Source organism: Haoranjiania flava, assembly GCF_025631005.1.
Taxonomy (GTDB): domain Bacteria; phylum Bacteroidota; class Bacteroidia; order Chitinophagales; family Chitinophagaceae; genus Haoranjiania; species Haoranjiania flava.
This window is the reverse complement of record NZ_JAOTPL010000017.1, coordinates 39197-60827: the sequence shown is the minus strand read 5'-3', so window position 1 is coordinate 60827 and position 21631 is coordinate 39197. Positions and strand designations below refer to the sequence as shown.

Annotated in this window: 18 protein-coding genes; 5 read left to right on the top strand and 13 right to left on the bottom strand. The window is 43.5% G+C overall.

Features of this window, described 5'->3' with window-relative positions; genetic code table 11:
• Positions 1-26 precede the first annotated feature (26 nt).
• Positions 27-875 carry a pantoate--beta-alanine ligase gene (gene panC, locus OD355_RS11050; protein ID WP_263038542.1) on the bottom strand — a complete coding sequence of 283 codons (849 nt, stop codon included), beginning with the start codon at positions 873-875 and terminating at the stop codon, positions 27-29.
• A 95-nt stretch (positions 876-970) separates the two neighbouring features.
• Between panC and OD355_RS11045 the strand changes: the two genes are divergently transcribed.
• From OD355_RS11045 to metK, 3 genes are read left to right on the top strand one after another with little or no spacing between them, the layout of a single operon-like run.
• Positions 971-1786, top strand: coding sequence for a glycogen/starch synthase (locus tag OD355_RS11045; protein ID WP_263038541.1), 816 nt, complete (start codon positions 971-973; stop codon positions 1784-1786).
• A gap of 48 nt (positions 1787-1834) precedes the next feature.
• Positions 1835-3319 (top strand): DUF4270 domain-containing protein, encoded by a 1485-nt coding sequence (locus tag OD355_RS11040; protein WP_263038540.1) that lies wholly within the window; start codon positions 1835-1837, stop codon positions 3317-3319.
• 36 nt (positions 3320-3355) lie between these two features.
• Positions 3356-4609: a methionine adenosyltransferase gene (metK, locus tag OD355_RS11035; protein WP_263038539.1), complete on the top strand. Its 1254-nt coding sequence runs from the start codon at positions 3356-3358 to the stop codon at positions 4607-4609.
• A 421-nt stretch (positions 4610-5030) separates the two neighbouring features.
• Here metK and OD355_RS11030 read toward each other — a convergent pair whose 3' ends face one another.
• Together OD355_RS11030 and OD355_RS11025 are read right to left on the bottom strand one after the other, a co-directional pair.
• On the bottom strand, positions 5031-6014 hold the full coding sequence (locus OD355_RS11030; RefSeq protein WP_263038538.1) for a 1-acyl-sn-glycerol-3-phosphate acyltransferase: 984 nt from the start codon (positions 6012-6014) through the stop codon (positions 5031-5033).
• 75 nt (positions 6015-6089) lie between these two features.
• Positions 6090-6680, bottom strand: a complete 591-nt coding sequence (locus tag OD355_RS11025; RefSeq protein WP_263038537.1) for a superoxide dismutase family protein — start codon at positions 6678-6680, stop codon at positions 6090-6092.
• Between the two features lie 147 nt (positions 6681-6827).
• Here OD355_RS11025 and OD355_RS11020 point away from each other — a divergent pair, with 147 nt between their 5' ends.
• Complete coding sequence (locus OD355_RS11020; RefSeq protein ID WP_263038536.1) at positions 6828-7343, top strand: DUF4112 domain-containing protein; 516 nt, start codon at positions 6828-6830, stop codon at positions 7341-7343.
• 5 nt (positions 7344-7348) lie between these two features.
• Here OD355_RS11020 and OD355_RS11015 read toward each other — a convergent pair whose 3' ends face one another.
• From OD355_RS11015 to OD355_RS10975, 9 genes are all read right to left on the bottom strand, one after another.
• Entirely contained in the window at positions 7349-9634 is a 2286-nt protein-coding gene (locus OD355_RS11015) for a cation:proton antiporter (protein ID WP_263038535.1), read from the bottom strand.
• 28 nt (positions 9635-9662) lie between these two features.
• Complete coding sequence (locus tag OD355_RS11010) at positions 9663-11501, bottom strand: alpha-L-fucosidase (RefSeq protein WP_263038534.1); 1839 nt, start codon at positions 11499-11501, stop codon at positions 9663-9665.
• Positions 11502-11641: 140 nt separating this feature from the next.
• Positions 11642-13561 (bottom strand): DNA primase, encoded by a 1920-nt coding sequence (gene dnaG, locus OD355_RS11005; RefSeq protein ID WP_263038533.1) that lies wholly within the window; start codon positions 13559-13561, stop codon positions 11642-11644.
• The gene (locus OD355_RS11000) at positions 13562-13957 is read right to left on the bottom strand and encodes a DUF423 domain-containing protein (protein WP_263038532.1); all 396 of its coding nucleotides are present in this window, start codon (positions 13955-13957) and stop codon (positions 13562-13564) included.
• Positions 13944-14456, bottom strand: coding sequence for a shikimate kinase (locus OD355_RS10995; protein ID WP_263038531.1), 513 nt, complete (start codon positions 14454-14456; stop codon positions 13944-13946). Before OD355_RS10995 ends, OD355_RS11000 begins: the two co-directional genes overlap by 14 nt.
• Positions 14457-14512: 56 nt before the next feature.
• The gene (locus tag OD355_RS10990; protein ID WP_263038549.1) at positions 14513-16402 is read right to left on the bottom strand and encodes a RecQ family ATP-dependent DNA helicase; all 1890 of its coding nucleotides are present in this window, start codon (positions 16400-16402) and stop codon (positions 14513-14515) included.
• A 120-nt stretch (positions 16403-16522) separates the two neighbouring features.
• Complete coding sequence (locus OD355_RS10985; RefSeq protein ID WP_263038530.1) at positions 16523-17527, bottom strand: M28 family metallopeptidase; 1005 nt, start codon at positions 17525-17527, stop codon at positions 16523-16525.
• 122 nt (positions 17528-17649) lie between these two features.
• Positions 17650-18432, bottom strand: a complete 783-nt coding sequence (locus OD355_RS10980; RefSeq protein ID WP_263038529.1) for a 3'-5' exonuclease — start codon at positions 18430-18432, stop codon at positions 17650-17652.
• Between the two features lie 45 nt (positions 18433-18477).
• A complete protein-coding gene (locus tag OD355_RS10975; RefSeq protein ID WP_263038528.1) occupies positions 18478-19851 on the bottom strand; it encodes a UDP-N-acetylmuramate--L-alanine ligase in 1374 nt (457 codons plus the stop codon).
• A gap of 98 nt (positions 19852-19949) precedes the next feature.
• On the opposite strand from OD355_RS10975, the gene ytxJ reads away from it, so the two are divergent.
• Positions 19950-20279, top strand: coding sequence for a bacillithiol system redox-active protein YtxJ (gene ytxJ, locus OD355_RS10970; protein WP_263038526.1), 330 nt, complete (start codon positions 19950-19952; stop codon positions 20277-20279).
• Here ytxJ and OD355_RS10965 read toward each other — a convergent pair.
• The gene (locus tag OD355_RS10965; protein WP_263038525.1) at positions 20276-21589 is read right to left on the bottom strand and encodes a UDP-glucose dehydrogenase family protein; all 1314 of its coding nucleotides are present in this window, start codon (positions 21587-21589) and stop codon (positions 20276-20278) included. The genes ytxJ and OD355_RS10965 overlap by 4 nt on opposite strands.
• Positions 21590-21631 lie beyond the last annotated feature (42 nt).

Sequence of the window (21631 nt, the reverse complement as noted above, 5' to 3'; positions counted from 1 at the left end):
ACGGTTTTTTATTGTTGTCTCTCAGGCTAATTCATAAACATATTATCTATCAGCCTTACGCCGCCAATATAGCCTGCAAAGAGTGCAGACAATTTTTCCTCGCCATCCCACAACTCAACAGGGGCCAGGGTTGCCGCATTGTGAAAAGAAAAGTAGTCTATTTTATCAAAGCCGTTACCCAAAATATGTTGTTGTGCATAGGCAGACAATTCTTCCAGGGACCTGTTGTACAGGTTTTCGCGGCAATATTGCAACATTCTATAAATAATGGCTGCCTGTTCTTTCTGCATTTCAGATAACCGGGCATTACGGCTGCTGCTGGCAAGGCCGCTTGGCTCTCTCAACGTTTCACAGATGATCACGTCTGTCTGTATATTTTTCAGCTCAATCATTTTTTTGATCACCAGTATCTGTTGCAGGTCTTTCTGCCCCAGGAACAATTCATCCGGCTGTACAATGCGCAACAACCTTTCCACCACCTGGCAAACACCCTGGAAGTGCCCCGGCCTGAAACGGCCTTCAAGAATGGTCTCGATAAAGCCCAGGTCGTAATGCTCTCTGAGCGTGGAACCACCAGGGTACATTTCTTCCACAGACGGCATAAATACTACGTTACAGCCGTTCTTTGCGAGTAATGCCAGGTCGTTTTCAAGCGTACGTGGATATTTTTCAAAGTCGGCACTATCATTAAATTGCGTTGGGTTTACAAAAATGCTGCAGACCGTATTATCGCCACGCTCAACCGATTTGCTGATGAGTGAAATATGCCCTGGATGCAATGCACCCATTGTTGGTACGAATCCTGTTTTTTTATCATTGACGCGTAATGAGTTCAGCACCTTTTGTACATCTTCTATTTTCGTTATACTAACCATTTGTTCACAGATATTTAAAAATGCAAATATTAGTTTATTTTTTAGTAATTTTGCCTACTTTATTAAAAGTATCTAAGAACGAAACCAGAGGTAGAATGTCCAGTAAAAAAAGAATTTTATTTATTGCAACGGAAATTTCCCCTTTCCTGGAATTGACTGAATTTTCTGAAATATTAAACAGTCTGGCAATAAAAAGTAATGAGAATGATTTTGAGGTGAGATGTATCATGCCGCGTTACGGTGTTATCAATGAGCGCAGGCATAAATTGCATGAAGTGGTGCGGTTGTCAGGCATCAACGTTTCTGTAGACAATGATGATTACCCCTTACAGATAAAAGTATCATCGCTTCCGAATGCACGCCTGCAGGTGTACTTCCTGGATAATGACGAATTCTTTAAAAGAAAATTTATTTTCAGAGATGAGAATGAAGAATGGTTTGAAGACAACGGGCTGCGTTCTGTGTTTTTCTGCAAGGGCGCGCTGGAAACCGTGAAAAAATTCGGCTGGCCTCCTGATATTATCCATTGCAGCGGCTGGATGACCGCCCTGATACCGATGTACATTAAAACTGCTTATAAAAAGGAACCGGTTTTCAGCAATTGTAAAGTGGTATACTCTATAGGTGGCGAAACTTTTGATGAAACACTGGAAAAAGATTTTATACGCCAGGCCAATATTCATGCAGCTATCAAGCCCAAAGACCTGGAGCCGTATAAAAAAGGCGATTACGAATCCATCATCAAAGGCGGAGCTGTAAATTCAGATGCCATTGCTTTTGCTACAGAAAATATCGACGAAAAAATTGTAAAAGAACTTTCTAAAACAAGAGGAAAAAAGATCCTGAAATTCCAGGGATATGATTCTGATTTAACAGAGTATTTTGAACTCTTTAATGAGCTTGTTCCTTAGAAATTTGTTTTTTTGTGATAATTTTTATTTTAAATTAATCTAACGATTTTGAAAAAGAGAAATAGGATCCTTGCAACGCTGATAGCCATAGTTAGTTTTGCAGCCTGTACGAAAATAGTTTCCACAGATATCGGTATCGGAGACCTGATTCCTGCTGTTGACGGGGTATTGGTAAAAGACACCACGCTGGATGTGATCATCAACACTTATGGTGATGCTATTACAACTACCAGGATCAGCGAAACAAATGTTTTAGGAAAACACAGCGATACCGCATTCGGCAATACAACTACAGCCTTGTACCTGCAGGTGCAGCCGCGCTCCTACCCGTTCAGGTTCCCGGTGAGCAAGGATAGCATTACTGCTATTGATTCAGTGGTGTTGGTGATACCTACCTATGGCTTGTATTACGGCGATAGCACAAAAAACCTGGGCTTCCGGGTGTATGAAGTAAATGATCTTTCTTTCGACAGGGAAAAAGGTTATCCGTTCAATACAGATAAAAGTTTTACTACTTCCGGCGAACTTACTTACAATGGCGCTGAACAGTTTATATCCCCGCTCAGCGTGAATGATACCATTAAGTCATTCGGCGACACGGTTGGTTCTCCCAATCAGATCCGTATACGCCTGAGCAACGCATTGGCACAGAAATTCTTTAATATGGATACGGCCAACTATCGCTCAGACTCATTGTTCCGGCTGGCATTCAATGGTATAAAGATCACTTCCACATCAGGAGATGCATTAGTACCTGTGCTGCCGCAGGGCGCCGGTATTGCCATGTATTACAAATACATCTCTAAGAAAGATGGTTCAGCAGATACCACCTTGACTTCTTTTGTACCTGCGGTGACCTCTGCAAGCGCCAACCACATCACTGTAGAACGCAGTGGGACGCACCTCGCCAACCTTCCCCTCGGCGATATAAATACAGGCAGCAGCACTGTGTACCTGCAATCCGGTCCCGGTGTATATGCACGCATTAAAATTCCGGGCCTGTCAGGGCTCGCCAAGATGCTTATCTACAGGGCAGAACTGGTTTTAGACGATATCCCTGCTGCTGAATACAACAAATTTGTTCCAAATCTTTTTGTTGCAGGTATAAAAGACAATAAAAGAATATTGTTGAAAGATGTATCCCTGGATAATCTTCCCAACCCGCTGAATCCATTCCAGCCTTCTAATTATTTCTATACCGCAAACCTGCCCACATTTGGCTCATACCCACTGGCCAGAGTAGACTCAACCAATAACCTGAAATATTACCAATACAATTTTAACCTTACTAACCACGTACAGGATATTAATAAAGGTGTAACTCAAAACTACCCGCTGGATATTTTTGCCCCGCATGCAGATTCTGTTTACAGTGAAGTTTTATCCAGGAATGTGTCTATTCAGGCCAAAGCAGGCAACAACCAGTTTACCAAGCTGAATGCACCTGTTATACAAAGAACCAAACTATTCGGCAATACGGCCGCCAGCGCACATAAAATCCGTTTAAACATTATTTACAGCCCTGTTCAATAGTTTTTATCATTATTTAAAAAGAATATATTTTTCTTTATGGCTTATTTATTCACATCCGAAAGTGTTTCAGAAGGACATCCCGACAAAGTTGCAGACCAGATATCAGATGCATTAATAGATTATTTTATGGCAAGCGACCCCAAAAGCAAAGTGGCATGCGAAACATTGGTAACCACAGGGCAGGTAGTGCTGGCAGGTGAAGTAAAGTCAAACGCTTACCTGGATGTGCAGGAAATTGCCCGTGAAGTGATCAGGAGAATCGGCTATACCAAGAGCGAGTACATGTTTGAGGCCAACAGTTGCGGTATCTTTTCTGCCATACACGAGCAGTCTGCAGATATAAACCAGGGAGTGGAAAAAAGCGATAAGGAAAACCAGGGAGCCGGCGACCAGGGAATGATGTTTGGCTACGCTATCAACGAAACAGAGAACTACATGCCGCTGGCGTTAGACCTTGCGCATACGCTGCTGATAGAATTGGCTGCGCTGCGACGCGAACACAAACAAATTAAATACCTGCGCCCGGATGCCAAAAGCCAGGTAACACTTGAATACGACGAAAACAACAAGCCGGTAAGAATTGATACCATCGTTATATCCACACAGCACGACGATTTTGATACAGATGAAAACATGGCTGCCAAAATCAGGCAGGATATGACCGAAATTTTAATTCCCCGTGTAATAAAAAGATATCCGAAATACAAGCATTTCTTCAACGATCAGATCAAATACCACATCAACCCTACCGGTAAATTCGTGATCGGCGGGCCACATGGCGATACAGGCCTTACAGGCAGGAAAATAATTGTAGACACTTACGGCGGCAAAGGTGCACACGGCGGTGGCGCATTCAGCGGCAAAGACCCGAGCAAAGTAGACAGGAGCGCGGCATATGCTGCAAGGCATATTGCCAAGAACTTAGTGGCAGCGGGTGTTGCAGACGAGATATTGGTACAGGTTTCTTATGCCATTGGTGTTGCAAGGCCTATGGGCATTTATGTAAACACTTACGGCACAGCCAAGGTAGACCTCAGCGATGGCGAAATAGCTAAAATTGTAGACGAGATCTACGATTTCCGTCCATACTTTATTGAGAAAAATTTAAAACTCCGCAACCCGATCTACAGCGAAACTGCTGCTTACGGTCACATGGGCAGAACTCCAGAGACGGTTACCAAAGAATACAACCTGCCCGGCGGCAAGAAAATCCAGAAAACAGTGGAACTTTTTACCTGGGAAAAACTGGATTATATTTCTAAAGTAAAAGCAGCATTTAAACTGAAATAACTTTTCTACTTGTAACATTTTTTAAGGCACCTTTGCGGGTGTCTTTTTTATGCTTGCCTGATGACTTAACTTTTATGCCGTGCCAGGGTATTTTTCACCTGGCATGAGTAGTATCTATTTGTAATTTTTTCGCCCGCCGTGTCAGGTGTTTTTACCTGACACCATAATAGTCATTCCACAATGTTTTCACAGCAGTTCCCGCCGTGTCAGGTGTTTTCACCTGACACCATATAGTCATTCCACAATGTTTTCACAGCAGGTTCCCGCCGTGTCAGGTGTTTTTACCTGACACCATAATAGTCATCCACAATGTTTTTACAGCAGTTTTTGAATCATTACTATATTATAAGCTCACTATATTCGTAAAATGTCAGGTGAAAAAACACCTGACATGGAAAAAAAGACACCTTATATGACAAAATTAAGAATCAACAGGCTTCTCCACAGTAATATGCTGAAACCTCGATAAACAGTAGCTTGTAAACGGCAGCAACACAAAAGCTGCCAGTCCCCACCGGTTGCCAGCGAACCCGCCGATAATAAGGCTGGCGATCAATACAAACAATGGATAAGTAACAAACAAAACCCCAAATAATACAGAATCGAAGAATATGGATCCTTTGGTTTTCCTGGCTACGAAATTCTTCCACAACTTATAAAACCAATATTGCGTAATGTAGCCCACAACAGCAGGTACAAACAACAGCGCCCTTTCAGCAAAACTTCTCTTCAGTGCGGTTGTTTCAGGACCATGCATATTCGTTGACAATCGTTGTTGCATAGCATCTACCAGCATGGCTGTATTCAATACGCCATGCTGATAATAATCTTTGGCAGCCAATGGTTCAACGGCACGCAAATGCACTGCCTTGGGCATTTGCCTGAAAGAATTGTAGGTAATGGTGTACGGCTGTATATTGATCCACACATTATTCTCTGCACATTGTTCAATCAATTTTACCGAGCCGCCTTTGCGCAATGGCTGCAAATGCCACCGGTTATGCGAATTGCCTTCCGGGAAAATAATGATGTGTGCTCCTTTTTTCAAGAGTGCACTGTAATCGTTAAATAACTGTTCGTTTTGGGCTGCAAAGTTTTTATCGTCTCGTTTGCGGAATATCGGTATCATATTCAATGAGCGCAAAGCCTTATCTGCCCATCGTTTGCGAAACATATCTCCGCGCACCAGGAAATGCAAAGGCTTAGGGCTATGTATGGATATGATCAATGCATCAAAGAAAGAATTCGGATGATTGGAAATGATCAGCGACGGCTTGCTGTAGTCAGCCTTATGCGCATTTATAAGTTTTAAACTGCCGGCATACCAATGCATAGCAAGCCTCACAAGTATTTTCACAACAGCATAAAACATAAAACTAAAGCTGGGGTTAAGATTAAATTGCAAAATAAACAATTACGCCGATATGTACATGCATAAAAAAAGCTCCGTCGCAGGAGCTTATATAAGAGAATAAATCCATTACATTTTCCTGATTACACCGCAGCCAACTCTTGGCCCTGAGTTTCCTGTAGGCTGAGTTTTGTAATCATCAGTGCCGCCATGTACAATGATGCCTCTGCCGATGATGTTGTTTTTGGCCGTATCAGCTATGCTCCAACGGTCTGTAGTGACAGATACGCTGCCAATACCTTTATTATCTAACTGTATATTGCCTATATCACCGGAGTGGAAAGGAGCCGTACCCCATTTACCGTGGTTTTCATTGGTGGGGTTCCAGTGGCCATGCGTATTTTCACCTTTGTTGCCGCAATCGCCATGCTCATGAAAATGTACTGCCACCACGCTGTCTGCCCTTTCAGGATAGTTGATCTGCAGATCCATGGTTATCTGGCCGTTTCCTGCATCGTAGAATTTAGCCGTACCAATTGTTTTAGCGCTGTCGGCAGTCTGAAAAAGATCAGCCTTGGCAATTTCAGCAGATTTGGGAAGTTCCTGTACCGCTGTGGTATCCCCGTTTAAAGAATCTGTTGTGCTATCGGTGGCGGCATCTCCGCATGAGGTAAAAATTGACATCGCAGCAATGCCTGCCATTAAAAAATAATGTTTCATGGAGTTTTTGTTTTAGTTCGATTCAAATATAAAGAAATATACGTGCGCAAGTGATTTGCAGTCAGCCTTTTAACAAATATTGTTTTGCATCAATGTTTCAATATTTGTTTGGAATATTTTTTGCACTGCAATCTGCATTATTACAACATGAATCAAAAAAATACTACCTACGTAAAACCTCCGGGTACAAATGCAGGAGTTATTAAGGATGACAGGCTAAAATGGGTTGAACGTATGAGTAAGCTCATGGATGACCAGTTTTCAGTTGGAGGCCATAAATTCGGCATTGACCCGCTGCTGAACTTTGTGCCTTATGCCGGAGATATAGCTACCTACCTGATGTCTGCTGTATTGGTGGTGACCATGTTTAAACACGGCGTTTCGGGCAAAGTAGCTATGAAAATGATCGGCAACATTACGCTGGATGCCGTTGTTGGAGCCATACCTGTCCTGGGCTGGATATTTGATTTCAAATTCAAAGCCAACAGGCGAAACGTGAATCTGCTCAGAAAACATTACACAGAAGGCAAAGACACTGGCAGCGCAAAGCCCTACATCATGATTATGCTGGTAGCGCTGGTCGCAGTAATGATACTGGTGTTCTGGGTAGCTTATCAGGCACTCAAATGGCTTTTAGAAGCAATGAATTTGCCTGTATGGTAATTAAGCTACAAATTGTTTTCTTTCATGAACTGATGGATAAGCTTCTTGTTGCCTACGATCCATACCAGGTCGTTCAGTAAAAGTATCGTAGCCGAAGGCGGGTTTAAAAGCCGTTTGCCATCGCGCTCTATGCCTACAACCAGGCCATCTGTCTTTTCGCGGAGTTCGATCTCCTTGATACTTTTGCCAAGGAAAGAAGCATTGCGGGTAACCAGGAAATTCATCAGTACAAAATCTTCCAGCCCTGTTTGGGTCACAAAATTTTGTCCCACTTCTTCCATGCGGAATTTTTTATTTTCAAAATCCCTGATGTGTTCTTCATCGCCCAGCAACCCGATTTTATCAAAAGGGAAAATGCGGTCGTGTGCATTGGGTGTGTATACCACTTTCTCACCGCGCTTGATGTAAGCTACATTGATACCGAAGTTCTCGCGCCAAGCAAGCTCATCCAGCCGCTTGCCGATGTATTCTGCATACTGCCCCACTTCGAACTCAGCTACGTAAGTGCTCCAGAGTGAATCAATCTTTCGCTTGTATTTCTCTTTATCATCTTTTTCAAGGCGCAGCTTTTCTTTGGCATATATATCTCTCTCGTAAAAATTATACAAAAACCTTTTCACGATCAGGTTGTGCAACGATTGTATTTTTGTAGAGAGGAAATAGAGAAACAGCAAGGTCAGCGGTATGCCCAATACCGAAACGATCAGGCTTGGATAGAACCGGTAAATAATAAACTGCACAATGATAATACCTATGAGTATTCTCAGCAGGTCTACCAGCACCATAGGCCCGCGGGAAAAATAATTGCCTTTCCACAGTTCTTTATACACTTTGGGTTGAATACGCTGAATAGTGATGGCCCAGAGAAACGGTACTGATGCAAGAATAACCACACACAAAGTAATGATGCGGGCTGTAATACTGTTGGCAAGATAATCTTCCAGGAAAGGCATTAAAAGATTGTGGCCGCCAAGTACAAGAGCAACTATCACCACTGTGTTTAATAAGATGGTTGCGAAATAAGATTTTATCAGTTTCTTCCACCCGCTCTCCTGTTGTATGGTCTGGAACTGGTCTGAATATTTATCAATGGCACGCAGCATGGAGTTTGGCGTCATTTTCTCCATGAATCTGTGAATATGATCAGAATAGCTGATCATGTACGGCGTGGTGAATGTAGTGATGGCAGATACGCCTACCGCCACCGGGAACAGGAAATCGCTGGTAACATTCAGTGACAAGCCCAGCGCCGCAACGATGAATGCAAACTCCCCGATCTGTGCCATGCTTGCCCCTACCTGTACTGATTGCCGGAAAGGCTGGCCCGACAACACAGCCCCAAATGTAGTGAGCATAAATTTTCCTACCAGTGTTAATAAGGTAATAATAAGAATGGGCCATTTATAAGCCAGCATGGCTGCGGGGTCTATCATCATGCCTATGGAAATAAAGAACACTGCACCGAACAGGTCTTTCATCGGCTTGATAAGGTGTTCTACTTTTTCAGAGTAGAGCGTTTCGCCCAGGATGGTGCCCATTAAAAATGCGCCCAGCTCGGCAGAAAGCCCTGCTTTCGTAGCCAGCACCACCAGGCCGAAACACAACCCGATAGAGATAATGAGCATCATTTCATCGTCGAGCACTTTCCTGGAAAGCCTGAAAATTGTGGGGAGCACGTAAATGCCGGTAAGATAAATGGTAATAAGGAAAAATATAAGTTTTGCAATAGCAAACATCAGCTCGTTGCCGTTGAACTGCTGGCTCACGGCCAGCGTAGAAAGCAATACCATCAGTAAGATCACTACAATATCTTCTACCACCAGCACACCAAACACAATACGCGCATACTTCTTATGCTTTACACCCAGCTCGTCAAACGCTTTAATGATAATGGTTGTAGAGGAACTTGCCAGCATACCGCCTAAAAAAAGGCTGTCCATATAATTCCAGCCCATCCATTGGCCTGCAAAGAAACCAAGTGTGACAATGAAGATTATTTCAACAAAAGCTGTAATGGATGCCGAGCCGCCAACTTTGATCAGTTTCTTAAAACTAAATTCCAGCCCCAGGCTGAACAATAAAAATATTACCCCGATATTTGCCCAGATAGATACGTTGGAAGCATCAACAATATTGGGGAAAAATGAAAAATAAGGGCCTACAAAAAAGCCTGCAATGATATACCCCAACACCAGCGGCTGCCGAATTTTTTTGAATATTATGGTAACAGCGGCGGCTGCTATCAGTATCAAAGCTAAGTCCTGTATAAGTTGCGGCAGATGATGCTCCATAAATTTTTTAAATGTTAGATTTTATTTGTTATAAATTACTTTCAATGGGTTTTACTTCACTTCTGAATAAGCTTACAGGCGAATCAAGCAACACAGCTATAACCGTTACATGCGCATCCAGCCTTTCTTTCGGCACCTGTATACTGATGATGCCTGGTGTAGCGCTCCAGTACAGTTTATCGTAAATGGTATAATCGTTGATAATTGAACCTTCTCCCACAATTCTTATCCGGGCAATATTGTTGTTAATGCCTTTCAGCAGCACCTGCCCGTTTGATTTTCCTTCAATAAAAAGATAGAGCGTTTGCTTATCCGGCGACAGGGCTGTAGGGCCTGCGAAGTGCCCGCCATCTATGCCTTTGATGCCATTACCCAATACTTCAGCATGTTTGGTGATCCATTTTTTTACCGCCGCATCTTTGATGAAATCTATAGCTTCGTATTTGTTTACCGCCAGACCTTTGCCTGCAAAAGGATTGTTGCCGTTGCTTACATCATGCGATAACCGTTTCAGTACCTTCATCGTAGTTTCATGCGTAGCGTTGAGATACGTACCTGCCGAAACCGGCGTTATTACTTCATTTGCCAGTTTTAATGGTTCATCAAAACTTACGCGAAGCACGGTTACATCCTTATCAACAACATTTGCCGGCACTGTGATCCAGAAATTATTTCCCTCTTTCACATAGCTTAGGTTTGTTTTTGTGCCCACCACGTCAATATGCTTTATTTTAGATTCAATACCTTTTAGCCACACCAAACCGTTCGGGTTATCTGCCAGGTACAGGAACAATGTTTTGCTGTCTTTTGATAAGGCGCTCTTTCCGTCAAAATGTTTCTGGTCTATACCATGTCGTGTGCCGTACACAGCCTCTGCATGCTTGCTGGTCCACCTGCCCAAATCCTGTAAAATTTTTATCTGCTCAGCCGGGATGGTGCCGTCTGCTTTAGGGCCTATGTCCAGTAAAAGATTTCCTCCCAACGAGATGCAGTCAACCAGGGTGCGTATAAGCATATTGGATGATTTGTATTTTTTATCCAGCGGCTGGTATCCCCATGAATCATTCATGGTATAGCAAAGTTCCCAGTATTGACTTTCAGGCTGCTGCACAGGCACTCCCTGTTCAGGTGTGGCATAGTCGCCATGCCCTTTTAAACGGGAGTTTAAAATAATGGCAGGGTTGTAGGATTGCAGCAGTTCCCTTGTCTCTTTGGCTTTCCATTCTTCGGCAGTGTGCTCCCAATCTCCATCAAACCAGATGAGGTCAGGCTTGTATTGGGCTGATAATTCTTTCAACTGTCCCTGGTAATAGTTGATAAAACGCTCGAAGCGTGCCGGTTCTTTATTTATATCATAGCGTTTAATAGCGCTGGTAAAAACATCATAATCATTATAGCTCCAGTCGGGAAGAGAGTAGTACAGTCCTGTTTTTAAGCCTGTCTTTTTTAATTCTTGTATAAACGGTGTAAGCACATCTCTTTTTGCAGGTGAATGCCCGGGAATGGAAAGCGCTCCGGGCTGCCTGTTATCCCACAGGGATACGCCTTCGTGATGTTTGGTGGTGATCACCGAATATTTTGCACCACTCTGTCTGATGAGCTCAGCCCAGTATTTGGGGTCATAATTTTTCGCGGTAAAATGGTTGATCTGGTCTTTATAATCTTTATAAGGAATATAATTATTAAAAAATGACCAGGATTCTGAAATACCGTTAACAGAATAAATGCCCCAATGGATGAATATGCCCAGCTTGGCATCTGCGAACCATTCCATTTTATCCTTTGGCTGATTCTGTGAAAAGGCCTGTAAAAACAATAAACCAAAAATAAAAATAAGCGCTGTTTTCAACGTAAATTTCCTGATCATTTCCTGTATTTTTTAAGTTTCGGAAGATAATAAAATGGCAACAGTGAGCCAAAAATTTCGTGTAGCTATTTTGTAATGTTTGTATTGTAAATAAGATAAGATGCGCTACTGAGCTATCGCTGACAGAAGACAGGCCAACGCTATTTCACGATCACTGCTCCGATCTGGTCGGTAATCTCCCTTTCAAAATTTTTCAATTGCTGATGGATCAGCAGTTTCTGAAAAGTAACGTCATCAGAAGGAGCATGTTCCAGCTCTTCCTGGTTTTCATCGATCATGCTTTTGATTTTACGGAGCTTATAGTAAAGCACCGTAAGCCTTACATCATTCTTTTCTTCCTCTTCTTTATTGTCTGTAATGCGGTTGCTCAATTCCTCCCAGCGCTTGCTGAGCTCATAAGGAAATATAGTGATGTCTACCAATGTGTGCGCTATTTCCGGATCGTGCGTATACATCAGGGTTTTAGCCGTTGGCTGCATGCCTTGCAGGTAACTGTTTTTGTACAGTTCATAAACTTTTTCGTACTTTTCATGATGTAGCGGAAAGTCTTCAAGCTCATTGAAAATGTATTCTGCTACGGTGCGCTGCTCATCCCATTGGTTCAGGCCAAATTCAATCAACACACGCAGCAGATTTTTTTCCTGTATATCATCACGAACCTTAAAATAAGTATCTTTCTGCTGCTCAACTTCCACTTCCCGCCGCTGTTCTGCAAAAGCCTCTCGCTTCTCCAGCCGTACGATCTGCTCGCGGGTATATTTGTTTACCAGGTTGGTTAAGCCGCCTTCATCAATTTTCATGGCAGAGGCACATTGCCTGATGTATTCCTGCTGCTTGGTAAAATCTTCGGCCTTATTTATTTTACTGATGCTCTCTGCGATTTTGTTGACCGCATCATTCTTCCTGGCAATATCATTGCCCGCTTCGCGCAACAGTATTTCCATTTCAAAAAGAATAAAATCTTTTTTATGCTCTGCAATGAATTTTTTAAACTGCTTTTCACCTACCTTTTTTACATAGCTGTCAGGGTCTTCTCCATCAGGAATCAGCACCAGCCTTACGTTCAGGGCTTCTTCCAAGGCCATGTCCAGGCCGCGCATGGCAGCTTTTACGCCGGCGCTGTCTCCATCATAAATAATGGTGAGGTTGGAAGTATATTTTTTTATGAGGCGCAACTGCTCAGTTGTAAGGGATGTACCGCCGCTTGCCACCACATTCTCTACACCTGCCTGCGCCAGGCTTACCACATCGGTATAGCCTTCTACCAGCAGGCATTCATCGGCCTTATCTATAGCCTGCCGGGCAAAATAGGTGCCGTACAGTATCTTGCTCTTGACATAAATCTCATTCTCAGGCGTATTGATATACTTGGGTGTATTCTCTGCCTTGCCGATCACGCGTGCCCCAAAGCCGATAACTTTACCGCTGATGTTGTGTACAGGAAAAATAATCCTGCCGCGGTAGTTGTCTCTTAATGAATCATTGTGCTGGTTGCGTGCAGTAAGGCCCGATTTTATCAGCAGATCGGTGTTGTATTGCCCGTTAATAGCGGCCTGTGTAAATGCATCATAAGCATTAGGGCTATAGCCTACCTGGAATTTTTCGAGAATAGATTTGGTAAACCCTCTTTGTTCAAGGTAAGACAAGGCAATGTTGTTGCCCTCATCTGTGTTCCACAATTGTTCTGAAAAATATTTTGCAGCAAAGTTATTGAGGATATACAGGCTGTCTGCAACCTGCATCTGCTGGCGTACTTCGTCACTTACTTCTTTCTCTTCAATCTCAATATTGTAGCGGCCTGCAAGCCACTTGAGGGCTTCTACATAACTGTACTTCTCATGCTCCATGAGAAAGGTAATGGTGTTGCCGCTTTTGCCGCAACCGAAACATTTAAATATTTCCTTGCTGGGCGAAACGGTGAAAGAAGGCGTTTTCTCACCATGAAAAGGACACAAGCCCAGGTAATTAGCGCCGCGCTTCTTTAACTTTACAAACTCTCCTACCACATCAATAATATCTGTGCGGTTATGGATTTGCTGTATGGTTTCCTGGGAGATCAATTATTTTATTTTTAAAACGCTCAACGCAAGCAATACCCAGCCGGCCATAAAGCTGAGTCCGCCGATGGGTGTCACAGCGCCGATCCAGCGCATGGATGTATTTCCTGAAATACCAAAATAGGTAAGCATGTACAAGGAGCCGCTGAACAATACCATGCCCAGGATAAATAACAGGCCTGCCCAATATGCCATAGAACTTGTGGTGTATTGCATCATAATGCCGGCCAGCGCCAGTGCAAATACATGATAAAACTGGTATCGTACGCCGGTTTCAAAGGTTTGCACGTAGTCCGGTGTGGCAATTTTCTTTAGGCCATGCGCGCCGAATGCGCCCAGTCCTACAGCCAGTGCTCCTAAAATAAATGCAGTGATCAGGAAAGTTTTATTTATCATCATTATCAAATAATTTTTTAAAATGTTTTTTAGTAATTTCTTTATCAGTAAAAATATGTTGCGCCTGTGAATAGAAGGCTTCCCGTTCTGCCATTTTTTTATTAATAAATTCTTTTAATGCATCATCATCCAGCGAGCGCAATAACGGGCGATGTTCCCGTGCATGTTTCAGCCTGCTGAAAAGCACGCCACTGCTTACGTTCAGCCAGATAGTAGTGCCATGTTCATTCATCCACTGCATATTGTCATAATAGCAGGGCGCTCCGCCGCCTGTAGCCAGGATAAAATTATCTTTCTGCGCAAAAGTCCTCAGCAATTCCGATTCTTTTTTTCTGAAATAATCTTCGCCTTTTTGCGCAAATATTCCACTTATAGTGCAGCCCTCTTCTTCTTCAATCAATGCATCGAGGTCATAGGCATTTGCATTCACCGCACCTGCCCATTTCTTAGCACAGGTAGTTTTGCCTGAGCCCATCATGCCCACCAGGAAAATTTTTGACATCGTTTGCCGATTTGTGCGAATATAAAAAAATGCGGGTAGAGTAAAAACAAATTTTACTACCGGTTGGCATGCAACCTGCCATCACTGTCAAGTCTTATTGTTTTTTCTGCCTGCAAAAAACGGATCACCTTCCACAGATCCGTTTTGCCGTAATGCTTTAATTCGGCAAGGAGCTGGGTGATTGTAGCAGGTTTTTGACGGATCACATCAAGCAGTTGAGAAGTAATGGCATCGAAGCGCTCCTTAGACAAAGGTTTCCTGTTTTTATTCAGGCAATTATCACAAACTCCGCAGTCGTTCGCAGCTTCATCACCAAAATAGGCTGAGATGTATGCGCTGCGGCACTGCTGCTGTAATCCGGCATACTTAAGCATTACAGCCAGTCGCTGCTTATATTTTTCTTTTCTTGAAAGATATGCGCTGTGATTAAAAAACATATCTTCTGCCTTTGAGCGGTTCATCAAATACAGCAGTTGCGGATTGTCTTTCTGGGGAATGTACTGGATCAGCCGCAATGCATGTAATTGCTTCAATTGCGCAAACACATCTGCTTCGCTGATATGCAGCTTGCGTGCAATACGCTCTTCATTTATAGACACAGTTTTGGAGAAAATGCCTTCGTAAGTACGTAACAGTACTTTAATGATGGGCTCAAGCGCTTCGTACGCATCTTCAAAAGCTTCTATGTTGTCCCTGTCGGCTATGAACTGCACTTTTGATGAAAGAAAAATACTGTCGTTCAACTGGAAATGCCCCTGCTGTTCTATGGCTTTTATGGCATACATGGTTTGCAATGTATCCAGCTTAAAATTTTCCACGAAGGCTACGAAATCAAAATCAAATGACAGCCCTTCTCCCGTACCGCTGGGCAAGTGTAAATAGTCGGCAATGTAGCCGTAAGTTTTTTTAATCACTTCAAATGCCGGAAAGCGTATGTTTACAAAACTCTTTAGTTCTGTAATGTCCCTCTCTGTGTATAGCAGTACTGCATAGGATTTGTTGCCGTCGCGCCCTGCCCGGCCTGCTTCCTGGTAATAATTTTCCAGGCAGTCCGGCATATCATGATGCACAACCACACGCACATCGGGCTTGTCAATGCCCATGCCGAAAGCATTGGTGCATACCATAATACGTTTATCACCGTTCATCCATTGCTCCTGTTTCAGAGCGCGCACTTCTGGTTCCAGGCCTGCATGGTAGAAATCGGCATCCAGTTTATGTGCATTTAGAAAAGCCGCCACATCCTGTGTCAGCCGCCTGCTTTTACAATATACAATTGCGCTGCCTGCTACATTTTTACATATTTCAGTAAGCTTAGCAATTTTATTGTCTACCTTAAAACTGCTGTAGGAAAGATTTTTTCTTTCGAATGACTGCCTGAATATCGAAAATTTTCTGAAGTATAGCTTTTCAATAATGTCTTTTTGTACCTCTTCTGTGGCAGAAGCTGTCAAAGCTATAACCGGCGCATCTTTCAGCGCCAGGCGCAATCTGGCTATCTTCAGGTATGCAGGCCTGAAATCGTATCCCCATTGCGAAATACAATGCGCTTCATCTACTGCTATGAGGCATACGCTTGCATCCTGTAAAAAATCCTGGAACACAGGCGTATCAATCCTTTCCGGCGAAATGTATAAAAATTTGACTTTGCCTTCAGCTGCATCATCCAGCGCGGCAATGATCTCTGCAGGCTGCAAACCGGAATGAATGGCAAACGCCGGGATATTTTTTTCCAGCAGGTGTTCTACCTGGTCTTTCATTAAGGCTATCAAGGGTGTAACTACAATGCATACACCTTCCATAAGCATGGCCGGCACCTGGAAACAAACAGACTTACCACCGCCTGTCGGCAATATGGCCAGCACATCGTGTGACTGCAACACAGCATCTATGATGTCGTGCTGCCTGCCTCTGAACGCATCAAACCCCCAAAACTGTTGTAGTATGTCTAATGGCGTAGAAATAAAACTCTTTTATTTGAATAACAAATGTAAGAATAAGTACGCTGAAATGCAGACAGCTGCTATCTCCAACCAGGCAACACAATTAGCCTGCATACAAAGGTATCAGTATTGCTCAACATTCGCCATATTCCATGCATTGAGGTATGCCGCTTTGGTGATCTCAACCAGTTTATCCCAATTAAGTCGCGACGGTTCATCTGTAGGCTGGTGGTAGTCGGGATGCCCGTCTGTATGGTACCATAAAATAGGTATGCCTGCTTTGGCGAAAGACCCGTTATCGCTGCCACCTACGGGATTGTCCCAGGCACGGTAATCCGGTTGCAGGCGCAGTTTGTATTTTGCCACATCAGCTCTTAACCATTGCTCAAACGCTTTATTGGCGGCGGTGTAAAAAAATACCACATGCTGCGGCTTTGCCTCATTATTATTCCTGCCGATCATGTCGAAGTTGAGGTAGCTCTTTACATTTTTTATTTGCGGAAATGTAGCAGTAAAATATTTGGAACCCAGCAGGCCCTTCTCTTCCCCATCCCACAACGCAAAGATGACGGTGCGTAAAGGCTTGCTGCCGCTTGCTTTGAAGGCTTTTGCAATCTGTAGCACTGCTGATACGCCCGAAGCATTGTCGTCAGCACCATTGAATATACCATCGCCTTTTATCAATTCGTCTATACCAAGGTGATCATAATGCGCGCCCACAACTACAAACTCATCAGTGCGTGTACCGGGTATCACACCCAATACATTGCGCAAGGGAAGGCTGCGGTATATGCCTTTTGACTGTATGGCCGGAAGTGAATCCGGATGCGATTCCCAGCCGCTGCGGGCTTTACCTGCAGGCTGCCAGGCAGCAAAAGGATGGAGGTAGGCGCCATTCAACGGCTGAAGGCCGATCTCTTTAAAACATGATGCCAGGTACATTCCGGCAATGCTGCCATTGCGCGTGCCGGCCTCCCGGCCCTGCAACTCATCGGAAGCGAGAAAGCTGATTACAGCTTCAGCATTGTTTTTATTGATCTGCTGTAGCCCTTTATCCACGGGCGTTTGAGCCTGAACAGATAAAATACAAAAAGTGAAAAACAGGATGGCAAAAATATTCTTATGCATGAGTGTATTTTTATTTGTTTTCAGTTGCACATGAAATTACTTGAACTTCGTTTCGCTTATTCATCCGAGGTTGGCATGCAACATGCTTATGGCCCATTTCATCAACAAATATTACAGCTGTATTAATGAACTTTGCCTAACTTTTTTAAGGTGTAAGCGTTGAACATTTCAGAAAGTTTCTGTTTGGTATGCAGCGGAAAATCGCCGCGCATCATCCAGTCATAATATTGCGGTTCAATTTTAAATACCTCTTCCACGGGCTTGCCTTTGTGCTTACCAAAATTAAAGCAAGGCACCCCATTCTGGTATACAAACCTGCGGGCAATGTCTATAAACTTTTCTTCGCCTGTGAATGCCAGGATGTCTTCCACCGTAGTACCGATATGGGTATAGCGGGCAAGCTGTGCGCACAACACCTCGAACGTGGCTGTAGCATCAGAAAGCGCGCTATGGGCATCTTCCAGCTCCTTATCACAATAAAACTTATAAGCAGCGGTAAGCGTGCGCTGCTCCATTTTATGGAATATTTTCTGTGCATCGATCATTTTCCTGCCATCCATGTTAAAATTGATGTTTACGCGCAGGAACTCTTCAATAAGCACAGGCACATCAAATTTATTGCTGTTGTAGCCGCCGAGATCACAATTTTCCAGGAACTGCATTACCTCGTTTGCCACCTGCTTAAATGTGGGCGCATCCTTTACCATTTCGTTGGTAATGCCGTGTATGTCGCTGGCAGCCTTGGGTATAGGCATTTCGGGATTCAGCAGCATTCTTTTCTTCAGCTGTGTGCCATCAGGCATAATTTTTAGAATTGCAATCTCTACTATACGGTCGCTCGCGGTATTTATGCCGGTGGTTTCAAGATCAAAAAAAGCAATCGGCCTTTTTAACTGTAAATTCATGTCAACGAAATATAATTGGAAAAAAAATAATGAATTGAACTGAAGTTACCCTGTAACTTTAGCGTTAATCAGTTCCTTCGCCAGCAGCGCTACATCTATTCCCTCATAATCTCCGCTGCTCATCAGCAAAAGATTGCTGCCGGCATAATCCTGGCGGTGCAGGTAATCTTCCAGCTCCTGCCGGTTGGTCATTATTTTCAACCCTTCTTTATCAAAACCTTTTTCAATAACCGACGCATGCAATGGGGGCATACGCTTTAATTCCAAAGCATGGCTGGAATAAAAAACGACAGCTTCATCAGCGCTTTGCATGGCATTGCGGTATTGCGACATAAAGTTTGCATTGAGGCTGCTGTATGTATGCAGTTCAAGAATGGCTATCAGCCTCCTGTTGGGGAATTGTTGCTTTACCGCATCAATAGTGGCTTTTACCTTACTGGGTGCATGTGCAAAGTCGCGGTAGATGCTCGTAGATTCATTACTTTCCAGCAGTTCCAGGCGTTTGGCCGCGCCCGCAAACGATGCAATGCTTTTGATAAACTCTTTGGTAGTAATGCCCAGTTCTTTGCATACATAAAATGCGGCGTTGATGTTCATAAGATTATGTTCACCAAAAACTTTCAACTCCGTAGTTTTTCCATCCAGTTCAATGCTGGTGATGCCGTTTTTAACAGTATTTACCGGCAATGCATATGCCTGGTAGCGTATATCCTGGCGCCTGGTTTCCTCAACCAGCTTATGTAAAACCTCATCGGACTCATTGTAGATGAGAATACCATTGGGCGATATAGTGCCTATGAATATCCTGAATTGCTCCAGGTAGTTATCAAAAGTGGGAAATACATTGATGTGATCCCATGCAATGCCGGTTAATACGGCAATGTGGGGATACAGGAAGTGAAATTTAGGGCGGCGTTCGATGGCGCTTGCCGGGTATTCATCCGCTTCACAAACAATTACGGGTGCATCTGTAATATTCACGCTTTGTTCAAAGCCTTTGAGCCTGGCGCCTACGAGATAGTCAAAACTTGAAAGACAATTTTTCAGCACATGCATCAGCATGGCGGTAACCGAAGTTTTGCCATGGCTTCCGCCAATGGCCACACGTTTTTTGCTTTTACTTTCCTGGTAAATGTATTCAGGGAAAGAGTATATCTTAAGGCCCAACTCGCGTGCACGCAGCAATTCCGGGTTATCATCTTTGGCATGCATGCCCAGGATAACAACATCCAGTGAAGAGCATACTTTTTCAGGAAACCATCCTGTTTCCGCTGGTAAAATTCCTTCCTTTTCAAGATTAGATTTAGCCGGTTCAAAGATTTCATCATCGGAACCTGTAACCTTATAGCCTTTCTTTTTCAATGCGATTGCCAGCTGATGCATTACGCTTCCTCCGATCGAAATAAAATGAACATTCATTATAAGTGCTGATACTTTTAGTTATGATGTAAAATTATGTATTTTTGATGTAAGACGGATAAAAGGTAAGTTAATATGAACCTTAAAAACGAAAAAATATGAACTGGCACAAACTTGAAAACACAGAACAGATAAAAGATATCATTAACCACTCTTTTGATAAGCCGCAGGTAATCTTTAAGCACAGCACCAGTTGCGGAATCAGCTCGGTGGCCCTGAACCGCTTTGAAAAATCAACCGATGTTCCGGAGGCAGATTTTCATTTCCTGGATTTAAGAAAATACCGTGAAGTATCCAATGCCGTTACTTCCACTTTTCATGTGATGCATGAATCGCCACAGGTACTTGTGATCCGCGACGGGCAGTGCATTTACCACGAAAGCCATTATTCCATTGATATGTTCGAGGTTTCAAGAGCATTGAGCTAAATGCCTATGCCGAAGTAATCAAAGCCTGCTTTGTGCAGCATCACATCATCGTAAATATTCCTGCCGTCAAAAATGGCATTACCTTTCATTAAAGACTTTATCCTGCTCCAGTCAGGCAAGCGAAACTCATTCCACTCTGTGACCAATGCGATGGCATCTGCATTTTCTACAGTTTCATAAACATCATTGCACCAGGTAACGGTGTCGTGCAAATGCTTTTTGGCTTCTTCCATGGCTACAGGGTCAAAGACTCTTACATGGGCGCCTGCTTTCAACAATGCATCTGACAGCACCAGTGCGGGTGCGAAGCGCACATCGTCTGTGTTTGGCTTAAATGCTAAGCCCCATACAGCGATTGTTTTACCTGCGAGATTGCCATCAAAATATTTATTTATTTTGGCAAAGAGAATTTTCTTCTGTTCATCATTGATGTTTTCCACGGCTTCTAAAATTCTCAGGCGATGGTTGTTTTCCATACCCATTTTAATCAATGCCTTCACATCTTTCGGAAAACAGGAGCCACCATAGCCTGTGCCTGCATACAGGAATTTCTTACCGATGCGCGGGTCTGAACCGATGCCGTTGCGCACATGGTTTATGTTGGCGCCCGTCAGCTCGCACAGCACGGCTATATCATTCATAAAGCTTATACGCGTTGCCAGCATGGCGTTTGCGGCATACTTGGTCATTTCTGCAGAAGGTATATCCATGTAAATGATGCGGTAACCGTTGAGCAAAAAAGGCTTGTACAAAGTATCCATGATCTCTTTAGCCTTGTCTGAATCTACACCGATCACAATACGGTCCGGGCTCATAAAGTCTTTTATGGCGGCGCCTTCTTTTAAGAACTCGGGGTTAGATGCCATATCGAAAGCTATGTCCACATTGCGTTTCTGCAACGCTGTACTGATGGTTTTACGGATAATTTCAGAAGACCCTACGGGTACTGTACTCTTGGTAACCACTACCAGGTAATCCTGCATGTGCCTGCCGATCTCGCAAGCCACATCAATCACATATTGCATGTCTGCGCTGCCGTCTTCGGTGGATGGTGTGCCCACGGCAATAAACACAGCTTCAACATCTTTCAGATTTTCTGTAAGACTGGTGCTGAATGTAAGCCTTTTCTTTTTATAATTCCTTACTACAATCTCTTCAAGCCCGGGCTCATAGATGGGCAGTATGCCCTGCTTCAACCCTTCAATTTTATGCTCATCGATATCTATGCAACACACATCCACGCCTACGTCGGCCAAACATGCTCCGGTTACAAGGCCTACGTAGCCTGTGCCTACTACAACTACTTTCATTCGACTGGTTTAATTTTTACGCACAAATTTAGTTCATTTATC

Coding starts and splice junctions, on each gene's coding strand:
- panC (WP_263038542.1), bottom strand. CDS start 875: ATGGTTAGTATAACGAAAATAGAAGATGTACAAAAGGTGCTGAACTCA.
- OD355_RS11045 (WP_263038541.1), top strand. CDS start 971: ATGTCCAGTAAAAAAAGAATTTTATTTATTGCAACGGAAATTTCCCCT.
- metK (WP_263038539.1), top strand. CDS start 3,356: ATGGCTTATTTATTCACATCCGAAAGTGTTTCAGAAGGACATCCCGAC.
- OD355_RS11025 (WP_263038537.1), bottom strand. CDS start 6,680: ATGAAACATTATTTTTTAATGGCAGGCATTGCTGCGATGTCAATTTTT.
- OD355_RS11020 (WP_263038536.1), top strand. CDS start 6,828: ATGAATCAAAAAAATACTACCTACGTAAAACCTCCGGGTACAAATGCA.
- OD355_RS11015 (WP_263038535.1), bottom strand. CDS start 9,634: ATGGAGCATCATCTGCCGCAACTTATACAGGACTTAGCTTTGATACTG.
- OD355_RS11010 (WP_263038534.1), bottom strand. CDS start 11,501: ATGATCAGGAAATTTACGTTGAAAACAGCGCTTATTTTTATTTTTGGT.
- OD355_RS11000 (WP_263038532.1), bottom strand. CDS start 13,957: ATGATGATAAATAAAACTTTCCTGATCACTGCATTTATTTTAGGAGCA.
- OD355_RS10995 (WP_263038531.1), bottom strand. CDS start 14,456: ATGTCAAAAATTTTCCTGGTGGGCATGATGGGCTCAGGCAAAACTACC.
- OD355_RS10985 (WP_263038530.1), bottom strand. CDS start 17,527: ATGCATAAGAATATTTTTGCCATCCTGTTTTTCACTTTTTGTATTTTA.
- OD355_RS10980 (WP_263038529.1), bottom strand. CDS start 18,432: ATGAATTTACAGTTAAAAAGGCCGATTGCTTTTTTTGATCTTGAAACC.
- OD355_RS10975 (WP_263038528.1), bottom strand. CDS start 19,851: ATGAATGTTCATTTTATTTCGATCGGAGGAAGCGTAATGCATCAGCTG.
- ytxJ (WP_263038526.1), top strand. CDS start 19,950: ATGAACTGGCACAAACTTGAAAACACAGAACAGATAAAAGATATCATT.
- OD355_RS10965 (WP_263038525.1), bottom strand. CDS start 21,589: ATGAAAGTAGTTGTAGTAGGCACAGGCTACGTAGGCCTTGTAACCGGA.